Here is a 20,955-nt window from a genome sequence, read left to right as displayed (position 1 = left end):
CGCATGGTGCCTGACACCTTAGAGCACGTTTATTATTCTGTTATTTCTCCATGGATGAGAAGCGGCGCGTCGACTTTGGCTGCCGCGATTTTGATATTTTCATAAAGCTTTTGTTTAACTTCACTTACGTCTTCAAAGTTACTGTATATGGTTACTAACGACTCACCTTTATTGACCTGGTCGCCGATTTTCTTCCTTAACACAAGTCCAACAGCTAAATCAATAATAGATTCCTTCGTTGCTCTTCCTGCTCCTAGTAACATTGCTGCTGTTCCAACCTCGTCAGCAACGATTTCGGAAACAAACCCATCTTCTTTTGCTTCAAGCTCAAACGTGAATTTTGCCTGCGGCATTTTAGTAGGGTCATCGACAATCGAGGCATCCCCGCCTTGAGAGCTTAAAAAGACTTTTAATTTTTCTAGGGCTGACCCATCCTTAATCACCTTTTCAAGGAGAGTCCGTGCCTCAGCCAATGAGCCAGCCTTTTCAGCCAGATAAACCATATGGCTGCCGAGTGTTAAGCAAAGCTCTGTTAAATCTTCGGGACCTTCACCTTTTAAAGTGTCAATGGCTTCCTTTACCTCAAGGGCGTTACCGATTGCATATCCAAGCGGCTGACTCATGTCAGAAATGACGGCCATTGTACGTCTGCCTACATTATTACCAATCCGAACCATTGCTTTTGCCAATTCCTTTGAATCATCAAGCGTTTTCATGAAAGCTCCTGCACCTGTTTTTACATCAAGTACGATAGCATCAGCTCCTGCAGCAATTTTTTTGCTCATGATGGAACTGGCGATCAGCGGAATACTTTCAACAGTTGCCGTAACATCTCGTAGCGCATAAAGCTTTTTATCTGCAGGTGTTAAATTTCCGCTTTGGCCGATAACGGCGATTTTATTTTTATTAACTAAATCAATGAATTCACTATTGTCAATTTCAACATGGAAACCATTAACTGCTTCTAATTTATCAATTGTACCACCGGTATGACCTAATCCACGTCCAGACATTTTCGCAACAGGCACGCCCAAGGCAGCTACAAGGGGGCCAAGGACAAGAGTGGTAGTATCACCAACTCCGCCAGTTGAATGTTTATCAACTTTAATTCCTTCAATTTGCGATAAATCGATTTGGTCCCCAGATTCCACCATCGCCATTGTTAAATCAGCTCTTTCTTTCTCGGTCATCCCTTGAAAAACAATAGCCATTGTTAGGGCACTCATTTGATAATCCGGTATGGACCCATCTGTATAGCCGGTAATAATAAAATTAATTTCTTCTGTTGTTAGTTCAATTCCATCTCTTTTTTTCTCAATTAAGTCAACCATTCTCATCGGTTATCACCACTTTACTCTTACTTTTATATTTGTTGTATTCGTCTGTTGATTTCCTCTTCAGGCGCGGGCGGTTCGGGGAGCCTCCTCGGCGAGTTCCTCGCATGCGAGGTCTCCCTGTCCCGTACTCCCGCAGGAGTCTCGCGCCTTCCGTTCCAATCAACAGCTTGTGACCATTAGAACAGCTTTTTATATTACGCCATGCTTTTAACGATTTCTTTTATATAAAGGAGGAAATTTGCTTTAACCTTTTCAGTTGTTTCGATGACTTCATCATGTGTCAGCGGCTGATCAAGAATACCGGCAGCCATATTTGAAATACAAGAAATTCCTAGAACCTTCATTCCGCTGTGACGGGCAACAATTACCTCTGGTACAGTAGACATCCCAACTGCATCACCGCCTAATACCCGAACCATGCGAATTTCGGCTGGTGTTTCATATACAGGGCCAGGGTTTCCAAAATAAACGCCCTCTTGAATCTTAATATTTAAGCGGGAAGCAATTTCTTTTGCCATTGAACGCAATTCCTTCGTATAGGCCTCTGACATATCCGGAAAACGAACGCCTAATTTAGCATCATTTGGTCCAATTAATGGATTTGTCCCCATATTATTAATATGGTCTGTAATAATCATCAAGTCTCCCGGTTCGAAGCTTTCATTGACACCGCCGGCAGCATTCGTAACGATTAACATTTCAACTCCCATTTCTTTCATGACGCGAACAGGGAAAGTTACTTTATCCATTGCATATCCCTCATAGAAATGAAAGCGGCCCTGCATTGCGACAACCTCTACTCCACTTAATAGGCCAAAAACAAGCTGTCCTGCATGTCCTTCTACTGTCGAAACAGGAAAATCAGGAATTTCATTGTACGGAATTTTAACTGGATTCTCAATTTCATCTGCCAACACACCTAGTCCAGAGCCTAAAATGAGACCAATTCTTGGTGTATTCCCATATTTATCTTTTAGAAATCCCGCAGCATTTTGAATTTTTTCAACGTTCATGTTCATTCCCCTTTTTAGCTTAATTCTTTTAAAAAGCTCTTTCCGTAGTTTGGCAGTTTTACATTGAAGTTTTCCGCCACTGTTGCTCCTAGGTCAGCAAATGTTTCTCGTAGTGGCAGCTCTCTGCCTTCAGTCATTTTCTTTGAGTAAACTAATAATGGTACATATTCACGAGTATGGTCTGTGCCAGGTGCGACAGGGTCGTTTCCGTGGTCTGCTGTAATCATTAATAGGTCATCTTCGTTCATTTTCGCAAACACCTCAGGAAGACGGGCATCATATTCTTCAAGTGCTTTACCATACCCTTCAGGGTCGCGGCGGTGACCATATAATGCATCAAAATCCACTAGATTTAAAAAGCTTAATCCGGTGAAGTCCATATCAAGGGTTTCAACCAGCTTATCCATACCGTCCATATTCGAAACGGTGCGGAGCGATTTTGTAACGCCTTCCCCGTCATAAATATCCGATATTTTACCGATCGCGATTACATCAAAGTCGGCATCCTTCAATTCGCTCATCACTGTGCGGTCGAATGGTTTTAGGGCATAATCATGGCGGTTTGAAGTTCGTTTAAAGTTTCCTGGTTCCCCTAGGAATGGACGGGCAATTACCCGGCCAACCATGTACTTTTCATCAAGCGTCAACTCGCGAGCAATTTTACAAATTTTATATAATTCTTCAAGCGGAATAATTTCTTCGTGGGCAGCAATTTGCAGGACAGAGTCTGCCGATGTATATACTATTAAAGCACCTGTTTTCATATGCTCTTCACCAAGTTCATCAAGAATCTCGGTTCCGCTGGCAGGTTTATTGCCAATAACCTTTCTGCCGGTGCGGCTTTCTAATTCAGAGACAAGTTCTACCGGAAACCCTTCTGGGAATACACGGAATGGAGTCTGGATATTAAGTCCCATGATTTCCCAATGTCCTGTCATTGTATCTTTTCCGTTTGAAGCTTCCATCATTTTTGTATAAAAAGCTAAAGGCTTCTCTGCTTTGTTAATTCCTTTTATTTCCCGAATATTACTTAATCCCAATTTCGCCATATTTGGCATATTCAGACCGTTCATTTTTTCGGCTATATGGCCAAATGTATCAGCACCTTTATCGCCAAACTTTTCGGCATCCGGTGCTTCTCCAATTCCGACTGAGTCCATGACGATAATAAAAATACGCTTATATGTATCTGCCGCCATTCGAATCTTCCTCCTTTATTAATAGGAAACGTTTACAAGTTAAAAATACACAAAAATAGGTTACCCTGTTTAAATTAGAACTATGAAAGGGTCACATAATTATATTCGTCAGAAGTCTGACATCTTTATTTTACTAAATGTTTATGAAATTACAAGAAAAAAGCTGCCTGAAATTTTGGCAGCTTTTTGACATTTATGCGAAATCGAGTATTAACTATCATTCTATCAAGCTCTTGGGTGAAATTTACTATAAACGTCCTTCAGCCTTGTCTTATTTACGTTTGTATATATTTGTGTCGTAGATATATTTACATGGCCTAACATTTCTTGAACAGCCTTTAAATCTGCCCCATTTTCCAATAAATGAACAGCAAAGGAATGACGAAGTGTATGTGGGGTCAGCTCTTTCACTATTCCAGCCTCTTTGGAAAGTTTTTTTAGAATTTTCCAAAAGCCCTGTCTGGTCAACCTTTTACCTTGGTGATTTAAAAACAAGGCATTATCAGGATGCTTTTTCGCTGCAAACAAAGGTCTGCCTTGTTCTAAATATTGCAAGATGGCATCTGAAGCAGTACGCCCAATCGGAATAATCCGTTCATTATTGCCTGTTCCAAGACAACGAATAAATCCCATCGTTAAATGAACATGATCAATATCCAGACCAATCAGTTCACTAACACGAATTCCTGTTGCATAGAGAAGTTCAAGCATCGCTTTGTCCCGTTTCCCATAATGATCCTCCAATTTAGGCGCATCTAAAAGAAGTTCTACCTCTTTCATGCTCAAAACTTTAGGAAGTGTTCTTTCAAGTTTTGGTGGTTCAATCAGATTCGAAGGATCTTGGCCGGCTGCTTTTTCCCTTAATAAAAATTGATGAAAGGCACGAATGGAAGCAATGTGCCTTGCAATTGTTTTCGATGATTTTCCTTGCTCCTTTAAAAATCCAAGAAATTGTATAATATGGACGCGCTGTATATCATTAAAGGAGAGGATCGCCTCGACTTTTCCTAAATAATGAAGATAGCTTTTCAAATCGCGTTCATAGGATAGAATGGTATTTTGGGCCAGCCCTTTTTCAACTATCAAATAATGCATAAAATCTTTTATCCGCTCTTCCATCGCCCTTACTCCCCATTTAAATAAAACAACATCAGCCGATCTAACAAGGAAGGATTTTCTTCATCTACTGCATTTGAAACCTTTAATGCAGCTCCTTCCGGTTCTTCATAGCGATGATAGCTTTGGTATTCTTCTGATACCCACATGATACCATAATAGAAGAGGATCGTGCATCCGGTAAAAATGATAAAAACCTTTAAGGTTTGCAGTGTTATTTTTATAAAAGAGATCATCTTGCTTCCCCCTAATTTTCAGGTATTCTAGTAAAAGGTATGCCAAAATGTACAAGTTTTATACCTTTATATCTGGAAATATGGGTAAACAAAAGAAAAAGCCCTTTCGCATAAAAGGACGATTTATAAGTTATTCAGTTTTTTCTTCCACTTTCACCTTATCCTGGCAGCGATAGCAAATCCCATGAAAAGTAAGACGATGATCTTTAATTTTAAAATTCCATCGTCGTTCGACGACAGCTTCCACATCCTCAAGCAAATCTTCCTGAATTTCATCAACAGCGCCACATTCTATACAAACAAGGTGATGGTGAAAATGTGCCGCACCTTCCTGCCTTAAATCATATCTTGATACGCCGTCGCCAAAATTTATTTTATCGACAATTTTTAATTCCGTTAATAATTCTAATGTACGATAAACAGTTGCTAATCCAATTTCAGGCGATTTTTCTTTAACGAGGAGGTACACATCTTCCGCACTTAAATGATCCTCTTCATTTTCTAATAAAACTCTGACGGTTGCTTCACGCTGAGGTGTTAGCTTATAACTTGCTGAATGCAACTGTTTTTTTATACGCTCAAGTCTAGTTTCCATTCTGAAGTCCCTCCCTCGCCACTGTTAGTTCTCATTATAACAGATGAGAAAAGAGATTCAAAATAAAATTATTATAAACAAGAATTTATAATTAATATTAAATAATAATTATTTTAATGAAGTTGAGCTAATAATCGTTTTCATTAACCATGGTGATAAATAAGCTTCTATTCCAGAAGCTGCTGATATAAAAATCACTGCTGCAATCAGAGCAAAAATATATCCTTTAAAAAAAGGCATGATTGGCTGGGCATATTTTTTGATAAACTGTTTTTTGATCATTCTCATTGAAAATATCACTGATAAGGCTGCCATCAAGATAAATACCGGAATGATAATCAAGTTTTGCGGAAGGATAGATGCAAACGCGAGCAGAAATCCTTTCCAGCCCATTTGACTTACTAAAAAGCCAACTGTAAACCCGACAACCATCCCTTTAACAAATAAAAGAATCAGAATAACAGGCAGTCCGATGATTGATATCCCAAGGATCCACATTAGTCCAATAAACTTACTATTGTGGGAAAAACTCTGCAAAAATAGGTCATTATCTTCCGCTACCTTATCACCGGAAACTTGGCCAAAAAATTGTGATAAATAATAGTAGAGATCTTCCTTTTGGGTAAAACTCATGCTGTTTACCACAACCGCTCCAAATATGACCCCCATTAAAAATAAAATTACAATAAATAAGAAAATCGAGGAATGCTCACGGAAATAACTAGCGGCATTGGACTGGTTCAATCGTTTTTTCATTTGCGTTTCCTCCTACTTTTGTCAATCGGTTAATACAATCTATGCCTAGTCTAGTATTTCTATTACTACAATTAATAGAGTATAGGAAAAATCCCGACAGCATATGCTGACGGGATTTTTAATCCGCAATTTTACCATATTTTCCGCCGCCGCCGGCAGCTAGATTTATTTTCCCTTCCCTTGCATTCATGATAAGGTCGGCTATTTTAGCTGGGACTACCTTTTTTAACGCTTCATATGGTACTTCGTGTAATATAGCCATTTCACTGCCAAAATGATTCACCAGTTTTTCAAGTAATTTCGGCCCTAGTCCAGGGATAAATTCGAGAGGTACTTGATGGATATAGGGAGGGCGCCCTGGAGGACTTCCATCTGCCGTTTTCAATTCCAGAATTCGGGCAGCCACTCCTTTTATGATTTTCTGATTTCCACATACATCACAACGCTGATCTTCCTCATTGAGATGATTGAAACATTCTGCGCAAACGGTTTTATGATATTTCCCCAGCAGTGGATCAAGCCCATAGTTAGCAATAATTTGACGGCCATCTTCCCCTTTTAATGCTTTTTGCAGTTCAAGGAAGGTTGGTTCCTTCAACGCAGCCACTTGATATTCACGGGCAATCTTTGCAAGGGAATGCGCGTCCGAATTCGTTACAAACGTATAGCGGTGCAATTCTCCTAATTGATCAGCCATGCTTGTGTCTGAGCTTAGACCAAGCTCTATTCCGTCTATTAAATCGGGATCCAGTACCTCTGTTAGTGAATGATTGACCCCTTTGCCATATAAACTTTTAAAGGGCGTAAAGACATGGGCGGGAATGAAAATGCCTCCAAACTCTTTTACTTTTTTTTGCAATATCCGACCTGATTCATAGATTCTTTGCGAGCTTAATTGAATATTTTTCAAGTGGTTCGACAACCATGTTGAGAACTCTCTCATAATCGTTAGGTTTGGAAAATAGCATAGCAAATGAATTGGGCCATTACATTCTTCATCATAAATCTCTAACTCTGACCCAGGGATAACCGTTAAGTCGCCAAATACTAAGCCCCCATCAGGATGCTCATACATTTCTCCGCTGTCAATCAGACTTTCCATCTCGAGAATGACTTCAGGTGAATGGCTGTCGATAATTCCGACCATATTGAGCCCTTTTTCGTGCCTGGCATGTTCGATAATATTTGTAAAAGTTAACGATTTGGCCCCGGTAATTTTGACCGGTTTGCCTGTCCAAGTCCGGCCAATATGAATATGTAAATCTACATAATAACGATTCATTTTTTTCCTATTGCCCTTTGCAATTGTAAGTATTGGACAGCATAGATTGTTTTCGCATCATAAATTTTTTGTTCCTTGACATATTGTAGAGCTTCTTCAAGGGTTAATTCCTCGAGATTCACAAATTCGTCTTCATCAAGTGCGGCGGAATTTTCTATTTTTGATAAGCCCTTGGCCAAATATACATGGACGATTTCATCAGCAAAACCTGGTGAAGTATAAAAGGAGGTGAGTAATTCAAGACTTTCACATCCATAGCCTGTCTCTTCCTCGAGCTCACGGCGGGCACAGACAGCTGGTTCTTCCCCTTTTTCCAGCTTTCCTGCCGGTATTTCAACTATCGTTCTTTCCAATGCTTTTCGGTATTGTTCGACCATGATGATCTTATCATCATTTGTGACAGCTAAAATAGCAACTGCCCCGGGATGTTTGACGATTTCCCGTTTAGATTGTTTGCCATTTGGCAGTTCAACATCCTGTAAATGAAGACTGATTACCTTTCCTGAAAAAATTTCTTCGCTATGAAGTGTTTTTTCCTCAAGCTTGCTCATAAAGGTCACTCCTGTTCTATTCCAATAATCTGCTCATACATTTTACCATACTTAATCTGGAGGGGTATTGATGAAGGTCGTCGTGCACGAAAAGGGAATTATCCTTGTTGGAAAGAGCTGGGAGATCCTCCAAAAGCTTAAGGAATACAACAAGGATTATACTTTCGTTTCGGAGTGGGTTCAAAATATAACGCAAAAATGAGTTCTGCTGTTTGTAGTCTGCCCTGTTCTTTTTGTAAAATGATAGAAAAAAGAACGGGGTGTTTTTTTGAAAAAGAGAAGATTAGGTGGCTCCGATTTGTTTGTTACCGAGTTAGGGCTTGGCTGTATGTCCATCGGAACAGATGAGCTATCTTCGAGAAAAATCATCGAAGCTGCACTTGAAGAAGGAATCAACTATTTCGATACGGCTGATTTATATGATTTCGGTAAAAATGAGAAAATCGTCGGAAGGGCGTTAAAGGATGTCCGGGAACAGGTGATTATTGCGACTAAAGTCGGGAATCGCTGGAAGGAGGATCTAAGTGGCTGGTCGTGGGACCCTTCCAAAGCCTATATAAAAGAAGCAGTGAAAAGCAGTCTGAAACGGCTGGGAACAGACTATATTGATCTTTATCAATTGCATGGCGGAACAATTGAGGACTCAATTGACGAAACGATTGAAGCGTTTGAGGAATTAAAAGCAGAAGGCTTGATTCGCTATTATGGTATCTCATCGATTCGGCCGAATGTGATTCGCGAATATGTGAGGAAATCTGGGATGGTTTCTGTCATGATGCAGTACAGCATATTAGACCGCAGGCCTGAAGAAGAGGCATTACCGCTGCTTCATGAAAATGGCATTAGTGCTGTTACCCGGGGACCGCTCGCAAAGGGGCTTCTTAGCGATAAGCTGCTGGAAAAAGCATCTGGAAAAGGATATTTGGATTATTCCAACGAAGAGTTAAGAGAGACGCTTGACTTATTAAAAGAAAAAGTGGGAGCTGGCCGCTCGTTTGTAGAAGTGGCGCTGCAATACAATCTAGCAAACTCTGCCGTTGCATCTGTTGTTGCTGGTGCAAGCAGCCCGGAACAAATTAGGAGCAATGCCAAGACGGTAAGATGCCAGCCATTAACGGATAAAGAGGTTGCACTAATCAAAGAATTAACTAAATATAGTATTTATAAAGAACATTGTTAAAGGAGAGCAGTTGCTCTCCTTTTTACTTTGCTTGCATTAGATAATTATTTAAACTCCTTCCAGTTCATCCCGCTTTCGTTCAATAACTCTTCAAAGGATTTATTCTTCTCTTTTAATCTGCGTTCTTCCCGTTTTCTTGCTTCTTCCTCTTGTTTTTTTCTCTCTTCTTCCGCTTTCAATTGATCCTGCTGATCTTTTAACTGCTTAATTAAGTCCGGGTTAATCATATCTTTAAGCGTTACAGGCTTGTCATCTGTTTTTGGTTTAGATTGATTTTTTTGTTTCGTATTCTTTTTCATTCTAAACACCTCCAAAATTCAATTATTCCTTTTATTATATCATGAAAAAAGCAGGCTGTTTGACAACACAGCCTGCTTAAACTTTTCTTTAATATGCTTCTACTTTAACGCTTCCATCGACTTGTAGAGCCGCTTCCGTCGAATTCACGACTTCCTCTACGGTAAATCCTTTTGCTACTTCCACAAGCCTCAATCCGGAAGCGGTGACATCCATAACCGCACGCTCTGTGATAATCCGGTTGACGACTCCTTTCCCTGTTAATGGAAGAGTGCATTGTTTTAGAATTTTTGACTCACCTTTTTTATTGACGTGCTCCATGATAACTATAATTTTCTGGGCGCCGTGAACAAGGTCCATCGCCCCGCCCATTCCTTTAATCATTTTTCCTGGAATCATCCAGTTTGCAAGATCGCCGGTTTCGGAAACTTCCATTCCGCCGAGGATTGCCAGGTTCACATGTCCGCCGCGAATCATTGCAAATGATTCAGCACTGTCAAAATAGGCTGCACCGCTGATAGCTGTAACCGTTTCTTTCCCCGCATTGATTAAATCCGGATCAACCTCATTTTCATTCGGATAGGGGCCAATGCCAAGCAGTCCATTTTCCGATTGCAAGACAACCTGTTTATTGTCAGTTATATAATTGGCAACGAGGGTTGGCATGCCTATTCCGAGGTTTACATAAAAGCCGTTTTCAATTTCCTTCTCTGCCCTAATCGCAATTCTCTCTCTGACAGAGACTTTCTCATTCGCCATTTACACTACTCCCTTCTACCAACTCTATTTACTTACTGTTAATCGCTCAATTCGCTTCTCTTGGGTTCCTTCGATAACCGCTTGCACATAGATGCTTGGAGTATGAATAAAATTCGGATCCAATTCGCCGATTTCATAGAGTGTTTCTACTTCAGCAATCGTTACTCTTCCAGCAGCCGCAATCATTGGATTAAAGTTTCGAGCTGTTTTGTGGTAAACGAGATTGCCCATCTTGTCGCCCTTCCATGCTCTCACCAAGCTAAAATCAGCTGTCAGCGCTTCTTCTAGAAGGTACTCCCGACCATTAAAAATTTTCGTTTCTTTTCCTTCAGCAATCGGTGTTCCTACCCCGGCAGGAGTATAAAACGCTGGAATACCGGCGCCGCCAGCTCTAATTTTTTCCGCTAATGTGCCTTGCGGTGTCAATTCCACTTCCAGCTCCCCTGTCAAAACCTGTCTCTCAAACTCTTTATTTTCACCTACATAGGAGCCGATCATTTTTATAATTTGCTTATTATTTAATAGGAGGCCGAGCCCCCACTCATCGATTCCGCAGTTATTAGAAATAACAGTTAAATCCTTTACGCCTTTTTCTGCTAACGCTAAAATCAGGTTTTCTGGTATCCCGCACAAACCAAATCCACCTACCATCAGCGTCGCTCCATCATGAATATCGGCAACTGCTTCCTGGAAGGATGTACAAATTTTCTTCATTTTCGTTCTCTCCCCCTTTTAATGAACGTTTTATGCAAGCTCAACAATCGTTGCGACCCCTTGCCCGCCGCCAATACAAAGAGTAGCCAATCCTACGCGCGCCTGTCTCTTTTTCATTTCGTGGATTAAGGTAACCAGAATTCTTGCCCCGCTTGCTCCGATAGGGTGGCCGAGAGCAATGGCGCCTCCATTTACATTGAGAATTTCTTTATTAAACTGAAGCTCACGGTCTACAGCCAGTGATTGTGCCGCAAAGGCTTCATTTGCTTCGATTAATTCAATCTCTTCCATCGAAACAGATGCCTTTTCCAACGCTTTTCTTACGGAAGGTACCGGACCAATCCCCATTATGCTTGGGTCTACACCGGCACTGGCATTTGCTTTGATTGTTACTAGCGGTTCAAGACCTAGTTCTTCCGCCTTTTTCTTACTCATGACCACTACAGCAGCCGCACCATCATTAATTCCTGAAGCATTTCCTGCCGTTACCGTGCCATCCTTTTTAAACGCTGTTCTCAAACCTGCTAATTTTTCTGCCGTGGTTCCTTTTTTCGGATATTCATCCACCGCAAAAACAATTGGCTCTCCTTTACGCTGCGGGATGACAACAGGAACGATTTCACCTTTAAACTTCCCTGCTTCAATCGCCTTCACAGCTTTGTCCTGACTCCATGCCGAAAATTCGTCCTGCTCTTCTCTTGTGATCGAATATTTGCTAGCAAGGTTTTCTGCTGTAATCCCCATATGATAGTCGTTAAACACACATGTAAGACCATCAGAAGTTAATGTATCCACTAATTTTTGGTCGCCCATTTTAAAGCCGTCGCGGGCATTTTTTAACAGGTACGGAGCCTGGCTCATATTTTCCATTCCGCCAGCTACTACAATTTCAGCGTCACCAGCCAAAATGGCTTGCGTCGCAAGATGAACAGCCTTAAGTCCGGAACCGCAAACTTTATTAATTGTCATCGAGGAAACGCTTTCAGGAATGCCCGCTTGAATAGCAGCCTGCCTTGCCGGGTTTTGCCCCAGTCCTGCCTGGAGGACATTTCCCATAATGACCTCATCTACTTGTTCTGGCTTTACTCCTGCCTGCTTGAGTGCCCCTTTAATTACAGTCGCTCCCAGCTCCGGTGCGGATATATTTTTTAAACTTCCATTAAAATTTCCGAGTGCAGTTCGGACCGCACTGACGATGACCACTTCGGTTTGGCTCATTACTTTCTCTCTCCTTCAACCTTTTTTACTTTTAACTACTTCTAGTTTAACACGGAAATTCCTCTAATTTTGTCAAAATTTCATTTTTTCTTGATTTTTCAAAAATACCGACACTACAATGAGAGTATGAAAATGGGAGGGGAAAAATGATGCTTAATTTACCTAAAAAAGTGACCATTATTGAGGTTGGTCCGCGCGATGGTCTCCAGAATGAGAAGTTATTCGTTCCGACTGAAATAAAAAAACAATTTATTGCCGCTTTAAGGAATGCTGGGCTTCAGGAAATGGAGTTGACTTCGTTTGTTTCGCCAAAATGGGTGCCGCAAATGGGCGATGCTGCTGAAATTGTCACTGATTGCCTCGATGATAGGACAAGAAATATTGTCCTTGCCCCGAATCGAAAAGGGATTGACCGGGTTTATTCCACCGATTGTAAAGCGGTTGCGGTGTTTGTTGGGGTGAGCAACACTTTTAATCTAAAAAATATTAATAAAACAACGAAGGATAGTATGGAAGAGTTAAAACCTATCATCCATGAATTAAAAGAAAAGAATTATTTTGTACGCGCCTGTATTTCTACCTCCTTTTATTGTCCTTATGAAGGGAAAATAAATGAGAGTGACACATTGGCGCTTTGCCGTGATTTTGTAGAGGCTGGTGTCGATGAATTAAGCGTGGCCGATACGATTGGGATGGCGGCCCCGGATGAAGCATACTCTTTGTTTTCTCAACTAAAAGCAGTATTCCCTGGGGTTCTTTTAACAGCCCACTTTCATGACACCCGGAAACTTGCCCTTGCCAATATTTTAGCTTCCCTTCAAGCAGGAATTGACCGATTTGATTCCTCCGCCGGCGGGCTTGGCGGCTGTCCTTTCGCGCCTGGAGCCAGCGGAAATGCGGCAACGGAGGACGTAGTTTACATGCTTGAGCGGATGGGAATTAAAACAGGTGTTAATCTCGAAAAGCTTGTGGATGCGATTGAAATCGTCCGTCCTCATCTTTCAAGGTCCATCGATAGCGGATATTATCGATTACATGCTCAAACCATTTAGATTTGTGAATAATCACCCTTCTATCTATGCATCTTATTAGATGAAACTACCTTGAAGGGAGATTTATTTATGAGCCAAAAACGTGACAAGGGAAACAGCCAAAAGGGCAAAGACTATGCAGAAACAAGCGGTAGCGGCACACGGACGATGGCCGCTGAAGAGATGAACAAAGCGATTCATCCAACGAAGCGACAAAATGCAGAGTCATAATAGAAAAGCGGAAGCGCCTTGTCCAGGGAAAAAAGTAGTTCATTTTTTCCTAGGGGCGACAAGCATAAGACGAGCCGGCGGAAAGGTTGCTTTTTACCCTTTTCGCCGGATTGACTGTAGACCTGCGAGCCCCTGGCGCTGGAGCCGGACATTTCTCAAAGTGCGATGTCATGTAATTTGTGTTATGAGCTTAAGCCGCTAAATTGGTATCAGCGGCTTTTTTCATGTTAAAATTTATGGGCGCATGAAGTTTATTTTTTTCATATGTTATATTAAACATTTCGGGAGGTGCCGCTTTTGAAAAAGGCATTTCGAGCTTTGTTCATTTTACTTTTTTTCTGGTTATCTCTCGCGTTATATTTTACAAACCGTATCATGTATATGAAAAAAAAGGACGAGGATTTTATCTTAAAGCGGGAAAAGGATGCAGGCAGGTATAAGCCTGATGAATTTAATTCCCTTCCACAACGGGAAGTGGATATACCTTCTCCTTTCGGCTACACCATTAAAGCCCTTTTGGTTGAACCCCACGAGACCAACCGCTATATCGTTATTACGCATGGTGTTACCGAAACGAAAATTAATTCGATTAAATATGCAAACCTTTTCCTTGAGCGCGGGTTCAATGCCTTGATTTATGACCATCGCCGCCACGGGGAATCCGGCGGGAAAACAACCAGCTTTGGCCACTATGAAAAATTTGATTTAAAAACAGTTGTTGACTGGCTAAAAAATGAAAAAGGGCCCAATCTTGAACTTGGAATTCACGGGGAATCGATGGGGGCAGCGACAATGCTGTTATATGCAGGGCTTTTAGAGGATGGCGCTGATTTTTATATTGCCGACTGTCCCTTTTCTGATTTTAAAGAACAGCTTGCCTACCTGATTAAAAAAGATTTTAAACTTATCCCCGGACTCTTGCTGCCGATCGGTGACGCTCTTTTAAGGTTACGTGATAAATATTCCATTCGGAATGTTTCTCCGATTTCGGTCATTGAGAACATCAAACATCCCGTTTTGTTCATTCACAGCCAAAAGGATGATTTTATTCTTCCTACCATGACGAAAGAACTATTTGAACAAAAGAAAGGGCCGAAGATGCTCTATCTTGCAGCCAACGGGCGCCATGCCCAATCCTTTAACGAAAATCCCGCTGATTACGAACGGGTGATTGATGAATTTCTACAAAAATATGTTCATCAGCCTTTGCTTAATTAAAACAGACTGTCCATTGGATCAGTCTGTTTTTTCTTTCAGTATTAGGCTCATATGTCCGTTCAGGATTTGCCCTGGGCTTTTTAATTGAAAGCAATTAGTTGCCTTGGAAAAATCAATTTTCATTTGTTCATCAAAGAAGACCATTTTGGATTTTTCTACATAAACCGTTCTATCGTTTGTTTCAATCGCGATGTCGGTATTTTCTAATTCGGTAACATACCATAAGGCAATTACACCGTTTACGGCGCAGCCGCAGCCATCTGTATCATATTTTAATTTTAAATAGCCTTCGCGGTTTGCGGTTCTTTCATTAATTTTTTCTGCCGCTTCTGCTGTAATTATAATTTCCACGTTTAAACCCTCCCTCATTAGGCATATGATGATTGTATCATATGTTTTTAAAGGAGTGTCAGTCTTTGTCCAAAGTTCAAATCAAAGTAAATGATAACGGATCTCTAAGAATCACCGGTGATGTGGAATTACTTGATGGGGAAGGCAATGTTTATACTACTAAACCATCTTTTTCTCTCTGCCGCTGCGGCTTATCAAAAAACAAACCTTTTTGCGATGGCTCGCATAAAGGAAATTTCGAATCACAAGTCCGGGTTCCTCAAGGTGAATAGTTTAAAAAGCGCGGCTTCATGATAGAAGCCGCGCTTTTTATGCGTCCGTCAGCCTTATATCGGCAATCGCATCTATGGGAATCCGGTGCACTTCTTCAAAACGGTCTACTACATGAAGCCTTTGAGCCATTTCGTCCCAGTAATGAATTTTGCCAATCACAATTTCATAATTCCGGTTATGGTAATGCGTAATTGTAATATATTGATCAAATTCAATTGCTTCAGACAAGGTCTCATTCATGAGCTCGAGCTGCTGCTCATCCATTTCTCTTTTCTGTTCGTATTCATCTTCTTTTACCCAATCCCGGAGCAATTTCACATGCTCAGGAAGCATCATCGACGTCCATTTGATTCTGCCGCGGTCGCGAATCGCCATACGCCTCTACCTTCTTTCTTATTCACTCAGAATTCGCCTTAAATTTGATAACTGTCTAGCTCCAGCGCCTAGGCGCTTCCGCTTTTCTAATTACATTTTATGCCCGCCCACTAGTGTTGCCCTGTGCTTTGCAGTTCCAGCTGCTGTATAGGAAACAGCGCGCAGCAGCGAGCCCGAACCGAAGCGGCGGCGGACTGCATCCACTACATAGCCAAGCTCCCGCCTCTTATAGGCACCCAAGTCAAAAAGATCAAGCTGAAGCTCGCAGTCTTCAACAATATTTCCGAGGGCAATCGCAATTTGCCTTACCGTCTTGCCTGTATAATTTTCATGAAACAATTCAAGGCAGACGCGGTAAAGCTCCATCGTCTCATTCGTTGGCTGCTGAATCGTTCGGGAACGATGAAAGCCGCCGCCAAATTCATCTTGGCTGTAACCGATGCTGAGACTAATGGTCCTCCCTGCTTTACGGCGCGTTCTTGTTCTCCGGGCCACTTCCTCGCACATTTCTAAAATAACGGCCTTGATTTCCTTTTCCTCTTTATAATCCCTTAAAAGAATTTGGCTTTTTCCAAAGCTGATTTGCCCCTGGATGATTGGGGCTCCTGGCTCAGAAAGATCCACTCCCCAGGCATGATGATAAAGCTGGTTTCCCATAATGCCGAACTTCTTTTCCAGCTTTTCTAAATCATAGCGGGCCAGCTGGCCAACCGTAAAAATCCCCATTCCGTTTAATGTCTTTTCGACACGCCGGCCAATTCCCCACATTTCCCTAAGCGGGGATACGTTCCAAAGCTTTGTCTTTACATCTTCATACGTCCACTCAGCCACTCCTTTTTTCTTTGCGTCCAGATCCAGACAAAGCTTTGACATGAGCATGTTCGGGCCAATGCCGACGGCGCACGGCAGCTGAAATTCCCGTTCAATATCGTCCTTTATTTTTTCGGCAATCGTCCGAGCATTCCCCCATAAGTGAACCGCGCCATCGACTTTAATAAAGCTTTCATCGACGCTGTACGTATGGATGGCTTCTTTTGGAACGTAGCGGTTAAAGACACGGGAAATTTCAGTTGAAACACGTAAGTACGTTGCCATCCTTGGCTCAACAATTTGAATTCTTGGGTCTTTTGGAATCTCGAATAGCCGCGAACCTGTTTTAATGCCAAATTCTTTTTTGAGGCGCGGGGAAGCAGCAAGTACGACACTTCCCTGCCGATCCAAGTTGCCAGCCACCGCTAAATAGCAATTCAATGGGTCAAGACCTCTCATAACAGCCGAACAGCTTGCATAAAAGCTCTTCATGTCCACACATAGAATTTTATTTTGCGGCAGTGTGCTATAATCCACCATGGCTTTCCCCTCACAGTTTTTCAAAAGTGGAACATTTGTTCTTTATTATTATATTTATTATGATAAGCGAATATACGTTCTCATTCAATGGAAATTTTTTGCCTGTTTTTTTAGATGGAGATTAAGCGGCAAAACAGTATAATAACGTTGAGGTGCGTTTTTATGGAGAAAAAATTAGTCGTTAAAATGATCAAGAATTGTTTTAAACAGTATTATGAGGCGGATTCGATGCCTGTTGATGAGAAAGATTTGGAGGTACTTGTGAATCGGATTCTTCAAACAAAAGACGAAGAACCGAGTGCGGATTTATATGAGGTAGTAAATGATATGGTGTATGAATTTTTAACAGGATGATTCTATAGAAGAGCCCTATGGGACAAAACCAGCGGAAATCCCATGCAAACTGTCCCATAGAAAAGCTCTATGGGACAAAACCAGCAGGAACCCCATGCAAACTGTCCCATAGAAGGGCTCTATGGGACAAAACCAGCGGGAATTCCATGCAATTTGTCCCATAGAAGGGCTCTATCGGACAAAACCAGCAGGAACCCCATGCAAATTGCCCCATAGAAAAGCTCTATGGGACAAAACCAACAGGAATTCCATGCAAATTGCCCCATAGAAAAGCTCTATGGGACAAAAGCAACAGGAATTCCATGCAAATTGCCCCATAGAAAAACATGCAAGAATTCCCCATAAATTATGTTAAGATAATATTTCTTGTATATCCTCCTCGGTTAAAACGGATTTGCCCTGCTCCTCGGAGTCAATGATTTCTTCAATCAGCTGTCTTTTTTTGTCCTGCAGTTCGCTGATTTTCTCTTCGATGGTGCCTCGGGAAACAAGCTTGATGACCTGGACAACATTTTTCTGGCCGATGCGATGGGCCCGGTCTGCGGCCTGCTCCTCGACCGCCGGATTCCACCAAATGTCATACAAAATGACCGTGTCCGCTCCCGTCAAATTAAGTCCTGTACCGCCAGCCTTAAGCGAAATAAGGAAGAAATCGCGTTCCCCTTCATTAAATCGATTGCAGATTTCCAAGCGTTCTTCAGACGGGGTCGCGCCATCAAGATAGAAAAAAGGAAGGTCCTTAACCGCTAAATTTCTCCCTATAAGATCAAGCATTTTTGTAAACTGCGAGAAAATCAACACCCTCCTTCCTGAAAGCCTGGATTCCTCAATAAGCCTCATCAGCATTTCAAATTTAGCAGAACTGCCTTTGTATCCGTCCACAAACAAAGCCGGATGGCAGCAAATCTGCCGCAAGCGCGTTAAACCTGCTAGGATTTTTATCCGGTTCTTCCGGATGGTTTCCTTGTCCAAATGTTTAAGTGTATCCTCTCGCAGCTTAGCCAAATACGCGGCATACAGCTTCTTTTGATCTGGAAGAAGTTCTGCTGATTCCGTAAACTCTAATTTTTCCGGAAGCTCGGAAACGACGTCTTCCTTCATCCTTCGCAATAAGAATGGCCGGACTCTACGAGAAATCTTTTTCCTTGATAGGTTTGAGAATTCCTTTAAGCCACGAAATAGTTCAGGAAAGACGACATGAAAAATAGACCAAAGTTCTTCGAGAGAATTTTCTACCGGTGTTCCGGTCAAGGCAAATCGATAATCCGCCTTAAGCCTTTTTACCGCCCGTGCCGTTTGGGTCAGTGGGTTCTTAAAGGCTTGTGCTTCATCAAAAAAGACAGTGTGGAAATCTTGGTTCTCGTACCACTTGAGATCCCGACGCAGCAAAGGATACGAAGTGATAACCACGTCCATTTGCAAAGCTTCCTTCAGGATACGATGCCTCTCAGCTTGATTGCCATCCACGACAACAGCTTGAATTTCTGAAGCAAATTTCATCATTTCACTCAGCCAGTTATACAGTAAAGAGGAAGGACAGACAATTAAAACCGGCTGCTTTTTTGCACGGATGTTCTCAAGCTCTGATAAAATAAACGTAATGCTTTGCAATGTTTTTCCAAGGCCCATATCATCAGCTAGAATTCCGCCAAATCCGTAATGGGCAAGTGTTTTCATCCACTTGTAACCGCGTTTTTGATAGTCCCGTAAAATCGAATCTAAACTGGATGGCACTGCAAACTCTAAGCTGCCGGCATTGCGGAGACTTTCAAGGAATTGACGAAAGGATTCTTCCGCAATGAACACCTGACTGTCATCAACCGAATCAAGCAGCGGCAGTCCCTGCATAATCGATAGCTCGAAGCTATCTTCAAGATTCTTCTTCTCTGCTGGTATTTCCGTTAAAAACCGTTGGATTTCCTTAAACTCCCGTGTCTCTAACGACAACAGCGCACCATTCCGAAGCCGATAAAATTTCCGCTTTTCCTCTAGGGCCGTTAGAACTTCTTTAATTTGCTGCTCAGGAATTCCTAGTTCAAATTTAAATTCGAGCCAATTTGTTCGTTCTTTTTTCACCCTTACCCTCAAGCTCGGGCGGGGATTCTCTCTAAAAATCCTGTTTCGTACAGCTGTTGTAGCATAAATTTGTGCTAGCTTTTGGAGCTTCGGGACAGTATGGTAGAGAAATTCATATTCTAATTCTTCATTGTGAAGGTAATAACCGCCTTCAGTTTTAACAAATGAACTCTCCTCCATAAGCTGCAGAATCAGGCTCTCCTTATCCTCATCACGAATTACTCTAGAACCAGCATAAATATCCGGCCTCTCCAAAGGATTGATTACAACATTATCGTAATGAAACTCCAGCCCGGCTAGCAGGCGATTTTTCACCCGATCCAAGTACAATTTGGCAATCAGAGGCGTTTTCATATACTCTTTTGCCAGTGCATCAGAAAGCTGGACATAACCTATTTTTTTTAAGCCAGGGACTACTTTTTCTAAAAAATACTTGATTTGTACTTGAGGGATGGAAATTTGATTCGTTCCTGAGGCATCTAGCAGTTGTTTAAGATCGGACAAACGCTGGCAGTCCTCCGTTTTCATCGTAACGATTTTCCCTGCCGATAAAACAGACCCGTAAGAATCTAAGATAATCATATTAGATAATCCTTTAACCTTTAAACAATAGCCATTGCCATCCGTCTCGCTAAATTCAAACTTTAACGGAGGCAGCTCGTCCGTAACAACTAAACTATCATAGATATTTCCATTGTATTTAAGCTTCACCAATGGTGCCTTCGAAAGCAATGGCTGCAGCTGCTTCCAGGAAGAAGGCGGAATCGGAAGCAGTTCTTGTTCGCCTGTATGCTTATTATCTTGAATCACTTGTATTAGTTGCTTAATCACGGAATCAGTTTCATGTTGAAAGCAATGCAGGTAAGGTTCATAACAGAATAGGCTAGAAAGCTTAAATGGTCGCCCCTGATCAACGGCGCTAAGAAAGTCCCGGATGTTTTGTACATTTGCTGATTCAATCTTTATCTGCATTCCGAGAGTGTACTGTTCATCAATCAAAATTGGTTTACAGGTAAGTTCGACTTTAAGCACGGTTCTATTTTCAAAATGGAGTTGATGCCCGCTAGAGCGTATGGGCTGGTTGTTGAAGAGGTTCAGCACCCCCTCTGCTAGATTCTCCCCCCTGTTTGAAGAACCCTCTCGAAAGGGAGTGGTTCCTTTACGTTGATGCTCGTATATGACTAGCAATACTGCAGCAATATGCTGACAATCCTTTTGAAAGGAAGTCAACACAGGACACGTGCACTTTGTTCGAAAACCACCATTGTTTTCCCTTTCAATCACAACATGGAAATCCTCTGTTCCGGATACTAATGCTTCACATCGGTCAGGACCGTAATTTTCAATGGTTACTTTATTGGAACGGTAAAAAGCCTCGCCTCTTTTGAAGGAGACAGTCCCGCACAATTCTTTAATCATTTTTGGATGCAATCTTATATTCAA

Annotated in this window: 24 protein-coding genes; 7 read left to right on the top strand and 17 right to left on the bottom strand. The window is 41.7% G+C overall.

What is annotated here, in order from left to right:
* Window positions 1–32: 32 nt before the first annotated feature.
* From AC59HZ_RS02745 to AC59HZ_RS02705, 9 genes are all read right to left on the bottom strand, one after another.
* The gene (locus tag AC59HZ_RS02745; RefSeq protein ID WP_496544357.1) at window positions 33–1,337 is read right to left on the bottom strand and encodes a pyrimidine-nucleoside phosphorylase; all 1,305 of its coding nucleotides are present in this window, start codon (window positions 1,335–1,337) and stop codon (window positions 33–35) included.
* 194 nt (window positions 1,338–1,531) lie between these two features.
* Window positions 1,532–2,350 carry a purine-nucleoside phosphorylase gene (locus tag AC59HZ_RS02740; protein ID WP_496544356.1) on the bottom strand — a complete coding sequence of 273 codons (819 nt, stop codon included), beginning with the start codon at window positions 2,348–2,350 and terminating at the stop codon, window positions 1,532–1,534.
* Between the two features lie 14 nt (window positions 2,351–2,364).
* A complete protein-coding gene (gene deoB, locus AC59HZ_RS02735) occupies window positions 2,365–3,549 on the bottom strand; it encodes a phosphopentomutase (protein ID WP_496544355.1) in 1,185 nt (394 codons plus the stop codon).
* A gap of 225 nt (window positions 3,550–3,774) precedes the next feature.
* On the bottom strand, window positions 3,775–4,668 hold the full coding sequence (gene xerD / locus AC59HZ_RS02730) for a site-specific tyrosine recombinase XerD (RefSeq protein WP_496544354.1): 894 nt from the start codon (window positions 4,666–4,668) through the stop codon (window positions 3,775–3,777).
* Window positions 4,669–4,673: 5 nt separating this feature from the next.
* Window positions 4,674–4,901 carry a YqzK family protein gene (locus AC59HZ_RS02725; RefSeq protein WP_223591557.1) on the bottom strand — a complete coding sequence of 76 codons (228 nt, stop codon included), beginning with the start codon at window positions 4,899–4,901 and terminating at the stop codon, window positions 4,674–4,676.
* A 130-nt stretch (window positions 4,902–5,031) separates the two neighbouring features.
* Window positions 5,032–5,496, bottom strand: coding sequence for a ferric iron uptake transcriptional regulator (gene fur, locus AC59HZ_RS02720; RefSeq protein WP_496544353.1), 465 nt, complete (start codon window positions 5,494–5,496; stop codon window positions 5,032–5,034).
* Window positions 5,497–5,604: 108 nt separating this feature from the next.
* Window positions 5,605–6,252, bottom strand: coding sequence for a stage II sporulation protein M (gene spoIIM, locus AC59HZ_RS02715; protein ID WP_496544352.1), 648 nt, complete (start codon window positions 6,250–6,252; stop codon window positions 5,605–5,607).
* Between the two features lie 118 nt (window positions 6,253–6,370).
* Window positions 6,371–7,534 (bottom strand): endonuclease Q family protein, encoded by a 1,164-nt coding sequence (locus tag AC59HZ_RS02710; protein ID WP_496544351.1) that lies wholly within the window; start codon window positions 7,532–7,534, stop codon window positions 6,371–6,373.
* Window positions 7,531–8,085, bottom strand: a complete 555-nt coding sequence (locus tag AC59HZ_RS02705; RefSeq protein ID WP_496544350.1) for an NUDIX hydrolase — start codon at window positions 8,083–8,085, stop codon at window positions 7,531–7,533. The genes AC59HZ_RS02710 and AC59HZ_RS02705 overlap by 4 nt, the downstream gene beginning before the upstream one ends.
* Window positions 8,086–8,155: 70 nt before the next feature.
* Between AC59HZ_RS02705 and mciZ the strand changes: the two genes are divergently transcribed.
* Together mciZ and AC59HZ_RS02695 are read left to right on the top strand one after the other, a co-directional pair.
* Window positions 8,156–8,287 (top strand): Z-ring formation inhibitor MciZ, encoded by a 132-nt coding sequence (gene mciZ, locus AC59HZ_RS02700; RefSeq protein ID WP_496544349.1) that lies wholly within the window; start codon window positions 8,156–8,158, stop codon window positions 8,285–8,287.
* 66 nt (window positions 8,288–8,353) lie between these two features.
* Complete coding sequence (locus AC59HZ_RS02695; RefSeq protein ID WP_496544348.1) at window positions 8,354–9,265, top strand: aldo/keto reductase; 912 nt, start codon at window positions 8,354–8,356, stop codon at window positions 9,263–9,265.
* 44 nt (window positions 9,266–9,309) lie between these two features.
* On the opposite strand, the gene AC59HZ_RS02690 is transcribed toward AC59HZ_RS02695, so the two are convergent.
* The 4 genes from AC59HZ_RS02690 to AC59HZ_RS02675 all read right to left on the bottom strand — a co-directional run bounded on the left by AC59HZ_RS02690 (window position 9,310) and on the right by AC59HZ_RS02675 (window position 12,253).
* The gene (locus AC59HZ_RS02690; protein WP_496544347.1) at window positions 9,310–9,564 is read right to left on the bottom strand and encodes a YqkE family protein; all 255 of its coding nucleotides are present in this window, start codon (window positions 9,562–9,564) and stop codon (window positions 9,310–9,312) included.
* An 88-nt stretch (window positions 9,565–9,652) separates the two neighbouring features.
* On the bottom strand, window positions 9,653–10,321 hold the full coding sequence (locus AC59HZ_RS02685; RefSeq protein ID WP_496544346.1) for a 3-oxoacid CoA-transferase subunit B: 669 nt from the start codon (window positions 10,319–10,321) through the stop codon (window positions 9,653–9,655).
* Between the two features lie 24 nt (window positions 10,322–10,345).
* Entirely contained in the window at window positions 10,346–11,035 is a 690-nt protein-coding gene (locus AC59HZ_RS02680) for a CoA transferase subunit A (protein ID WP_496544345.1), read from the bottom strand.
* Between the two features lie 30 nt (window positions 11,036–11,065).
* Window positions 11,066–12,253, bottom strand: a complete 1,188-nt coding sequence (locus AC59HZ_RS02675; RefSeq protein WP_496544344.1) for an acetyl-CoA C-acetyltransferase — start codon at window positions 12,251–12,253, stop codon at window positions 11,066–11,068.
* A gap of 146 nt (window positions 12,254–12,399) precedes the next feature.
* Between AC59HZ_RS02675 and AC59HZ_RS02670 the strand changes: the two genes are divergently transcribed.
* The 3 genes from AC59HZ_RS02670 (at window position 12,400) to AC59HZ_RS02660 (ending at window position 14,733) form a co-directional block, all read left to right on the top strand.
* Window positions 12,400–13,305, top strand: coding sequence for a hydroxymethylglutaryl-CoA lyase (locus AC59HZ_RS02670; protein ID WP_496544343.1), 906 nt, complete (start codon window positions 12,400–12,402; stop codon window positions 13,303–13,305).
* Between the two features lie 69 nt (window positions 13,306–13,374).
* Window positions 13,375–13,515 (top strand): hypothetical protein, encoded by a 141-nt coding sequence (locus AC59HZ_RS02665; protein WP_496544342.1) that lies wholly within the window; start codon window positions 13,375–13,377, stop codon window positions 13,513–13,515.
* Window positions 13,516–13,812: 297 nt separating this feature from the next.
* On the top strand, window positions 13,813–14,733 hold the full coding sequence (locus AC59HZ_RS02660; protein WP_496544341.1) for an alpha/beta hydrolase: 921 nt from the start codon (window positions 13,813–13,815) through the stop codon (window positions 14,731–14,733).
* 18 nt (window positions 14,734–14,751) lie between these two features.
* Here AC59HZ_RS02660 and AC59HZ_RS02655 read toward each other — a convergent pair whose 3' ends face one another.
* A complete protein-coding gene (locus AC59HZ_RS02655) occupies window positions 14,752–15,084 on the bottom strand; it encodes an iron-sulfur cluster biosynthesis family protein (RefSeq protein ID WP_496544340.1) in 333 nt (110 codons plus the stop codon).
* Between the two features lie 65 nt (window positions 15,085–15,149).
* Here AC59HZ_RS02655 and AC59HZ_RS02650 point away from each other — a divergent pair, with 65 nt between their 5' ends.
* Window positions 15,150–15,356, top strand: a complete 207-nt coding sequence (locus AC59HZ_RS02650; protein WP_496544339.1) for a CDGSH iron-sulfur domain-containing protein — start codon at window positions 15,150–15,152, stop codon at window positions 15,354–15,356.
* A 37-nt stretch (window positions 15,357–15,393) separates the two neighbouring features.
* On the opposite strand, the gene AC59HZ_RS02645 is transcribed toward AC59HZ_RS02650, so the two are convergent.
* Together AC59HZ_RS02645 and AC59HZ_RS02640 are read right to left on the bottom strand one after the other, a co-directional pair.
* Window positions 15,394–15,732, bottom strand: coding sequence for a YolD-like family protein (locus AC59HZ_RS02645; protein WP_496544338.1), 339 nt, complete (start codon window positions 15,730–15,732; stop codon window positions 15,394–15,396).
* Window positions 15,733–15,822: 90 nt separating this feature from the next.
* Window positions 15,823–17,082, bottom strand: coding sequence for a Y-family DNA polymerase (locus tag AC59HZ_RS02640; RefSeq protein WP_496544337.1), 1,260 nt, complete (start codon window positions 17,080–17,082; stop codon window positions 15,823–15,825).
* Between the two features lie 162 nt (window positions 17,083–17,244).
* Between AC59HZ_RS02640 and AC59HZ_RS02635 the strand changes: the two genes are divergently transcribed.
* Window positions 17,245–17,436, top strand: coding sequence for a YqzH family protein (locus tag AC59HZ_RS02635; RefSeq protein ID WP_430062341.1), 192 nt, complete (start codon window positions 17,245–17,247; stop codon window positions 17,434–17,436).
* 351 nt (window positions 17,437–17,787) lie between these two features.
* Here the strand turns inward: AC59HZ_RS02635 and AC59HZ_RS02630 are convergent, their stop codons facing one another.
* Entirely contained in the window at window positions 17,788–20,955 is a 3,168-nt protein-coding gene (locus AC59HZ_RS02630) for a DEAD/DEAH box helicase (protein WP_496544336.1), read from the bottom strand.

The organism is Neobacillus sp. DZ-9 (assembly GCF_059587065.1).
This window is presented reverse-complemented; position numbering and strand designations above follow the sequence as displayed.

Excerpts from the sequence above, each read along its gene's own strand:
- AC59HZ_RS02745 (WP_496544357.1), bottom strand. The coding sequence starts at position 1,337 with ATGAGAATGGTTGACTTAATTGAGAAAAAAAGAGATGGAATTGAACTA.
- AC59HZ_RS02740 (WP_496544356.1), bottom strand. The coding sequence starts at position 2,350 with ATGAACGTTGAAAAAATTCAAAATGCTGCGGGATTTCTAAAAGATAAA.
- deoB (WP_496544355.1), bottom strand. The coding sequence starts at position 3,549 with ATGGCGGCAGATACATATAAGCGTATTTTTATTATCGTCATGGACTCA.
- xerD (WP_496544354.1), bottom strand. The coding sequence starts at position 4,668 with ATGGAAGAGCGGATAAAAGATTTTATGCATTATTTGATAGTTGAAAAA.
- AC59HZ_RS02725 (WP_223591557.1), bottom strand. The coding sequence starts at position 4,901 with ATGATCTCTTTTATAAAAATAACACTGCAAACCTTAAAGGTTTTTATC.
- fur (WP_496544353.1), bottom strand. The coding sequence starts at position 5,496 with ATGGAAACTAGACTTGAGCGTATAAAAAAACAGTTGCATTCAGCAAGT.
- spoIIM (WP_496544352.1), bottom strand. The coding sequence starts at position 6,252 with ATGAAAAAACGATTGAACCAGTCCAATGCCGCTAGTTATTTCCGTGAG.
- AC59HZ_RS02710 (WP_496544351.1), bottom strand. The coding sequence starts at position 7,534 with ATGAATCGTTATTATGTAGATTTACATATTCATATTGGCCGGACTTGG.
- AC59HZ_RS02705 (WP_496544350.1), bottom strand. The coding sequence starts at position 8,085 with ATGAGCAAGCTTGAGGAAAAAACACTTCATAGCGAAGAAATTTTTTCA.
- mciZ (WP_496544349.1), top strand. The coding sequence starts at position 8,156 with ATGAAGGTCGTCGTGCACGAAAAGGGAATTATCCTTGTTGGAAAGAGC.
- AC59HZ_RS02690 (WP_496544347.1), bottom strand. The coding sequence starts at position 9,564 with ATGAAAAAGAATACGAAACAAAAAAATCAATCTAAACCAAAAACAGAT.
- AC59HZ_RS02685 (WP_496544346.1), bottom strand. The coding sequence starts at position 10,321 with ATGGCGAATGAGAAAGTCTCTGTCAGAGAGAGAATTGCGATTAGGGCA.
- AC59HZ_RS02680 (WP_496544345.1), bottom strand. The coding sequence starts at position 11,035 with ATGAAGAAAATTTGTACATCCTTCCAGGAAGCAGTTGCCGATATTCAT.
- AC59HZ_RS02675 (WP_496544344.1), bottom strand. The coding sequence starts at position 12,253 with ATGAGCCAAACCGAAGTGGTCATCGTCAGTGCGGTCCGAACTGCACTC.
- AC59HZ_RS02670 (WP_496544343.1), top strand. The coding sequence starts at position 12,400 with ATGATGCTTAATTTACCTAAAAAAGTGACCATTATTGAGGTTGGTCCG.
- AC59HZ_RS02665 (WP_496544342.1), top strand. The coding sequence starts at position 13,375 with ATGAGCCAAAAACGTGACAAGGGAAACAGCCAAAAGGGCAAAGACTAT.
- AC59HZ_RS02645 (WP_496544338.1), bottom strand. The coding sequence starts at position 15,732 with ATGGCGATTCGCGACCGCGGCAGAATCAAATGGACGTCGATGATGCTT.
- AC59HZ_RS02640 (WP_496544337.1), bottom strand. The coding sequence starts at position 17,082 with ATGGTGGATTATAGCACACTGCCGCAAAATAAAATTCTATGTGTGGAC.
- AC59HZ_RS02635 (WP_430062341.1), top strand. The coding sequence starts at position 17,245 with ATGGAGAAAAAATTAGTCGTTAAAATGATCAAGAATTGTTTTAAACAG.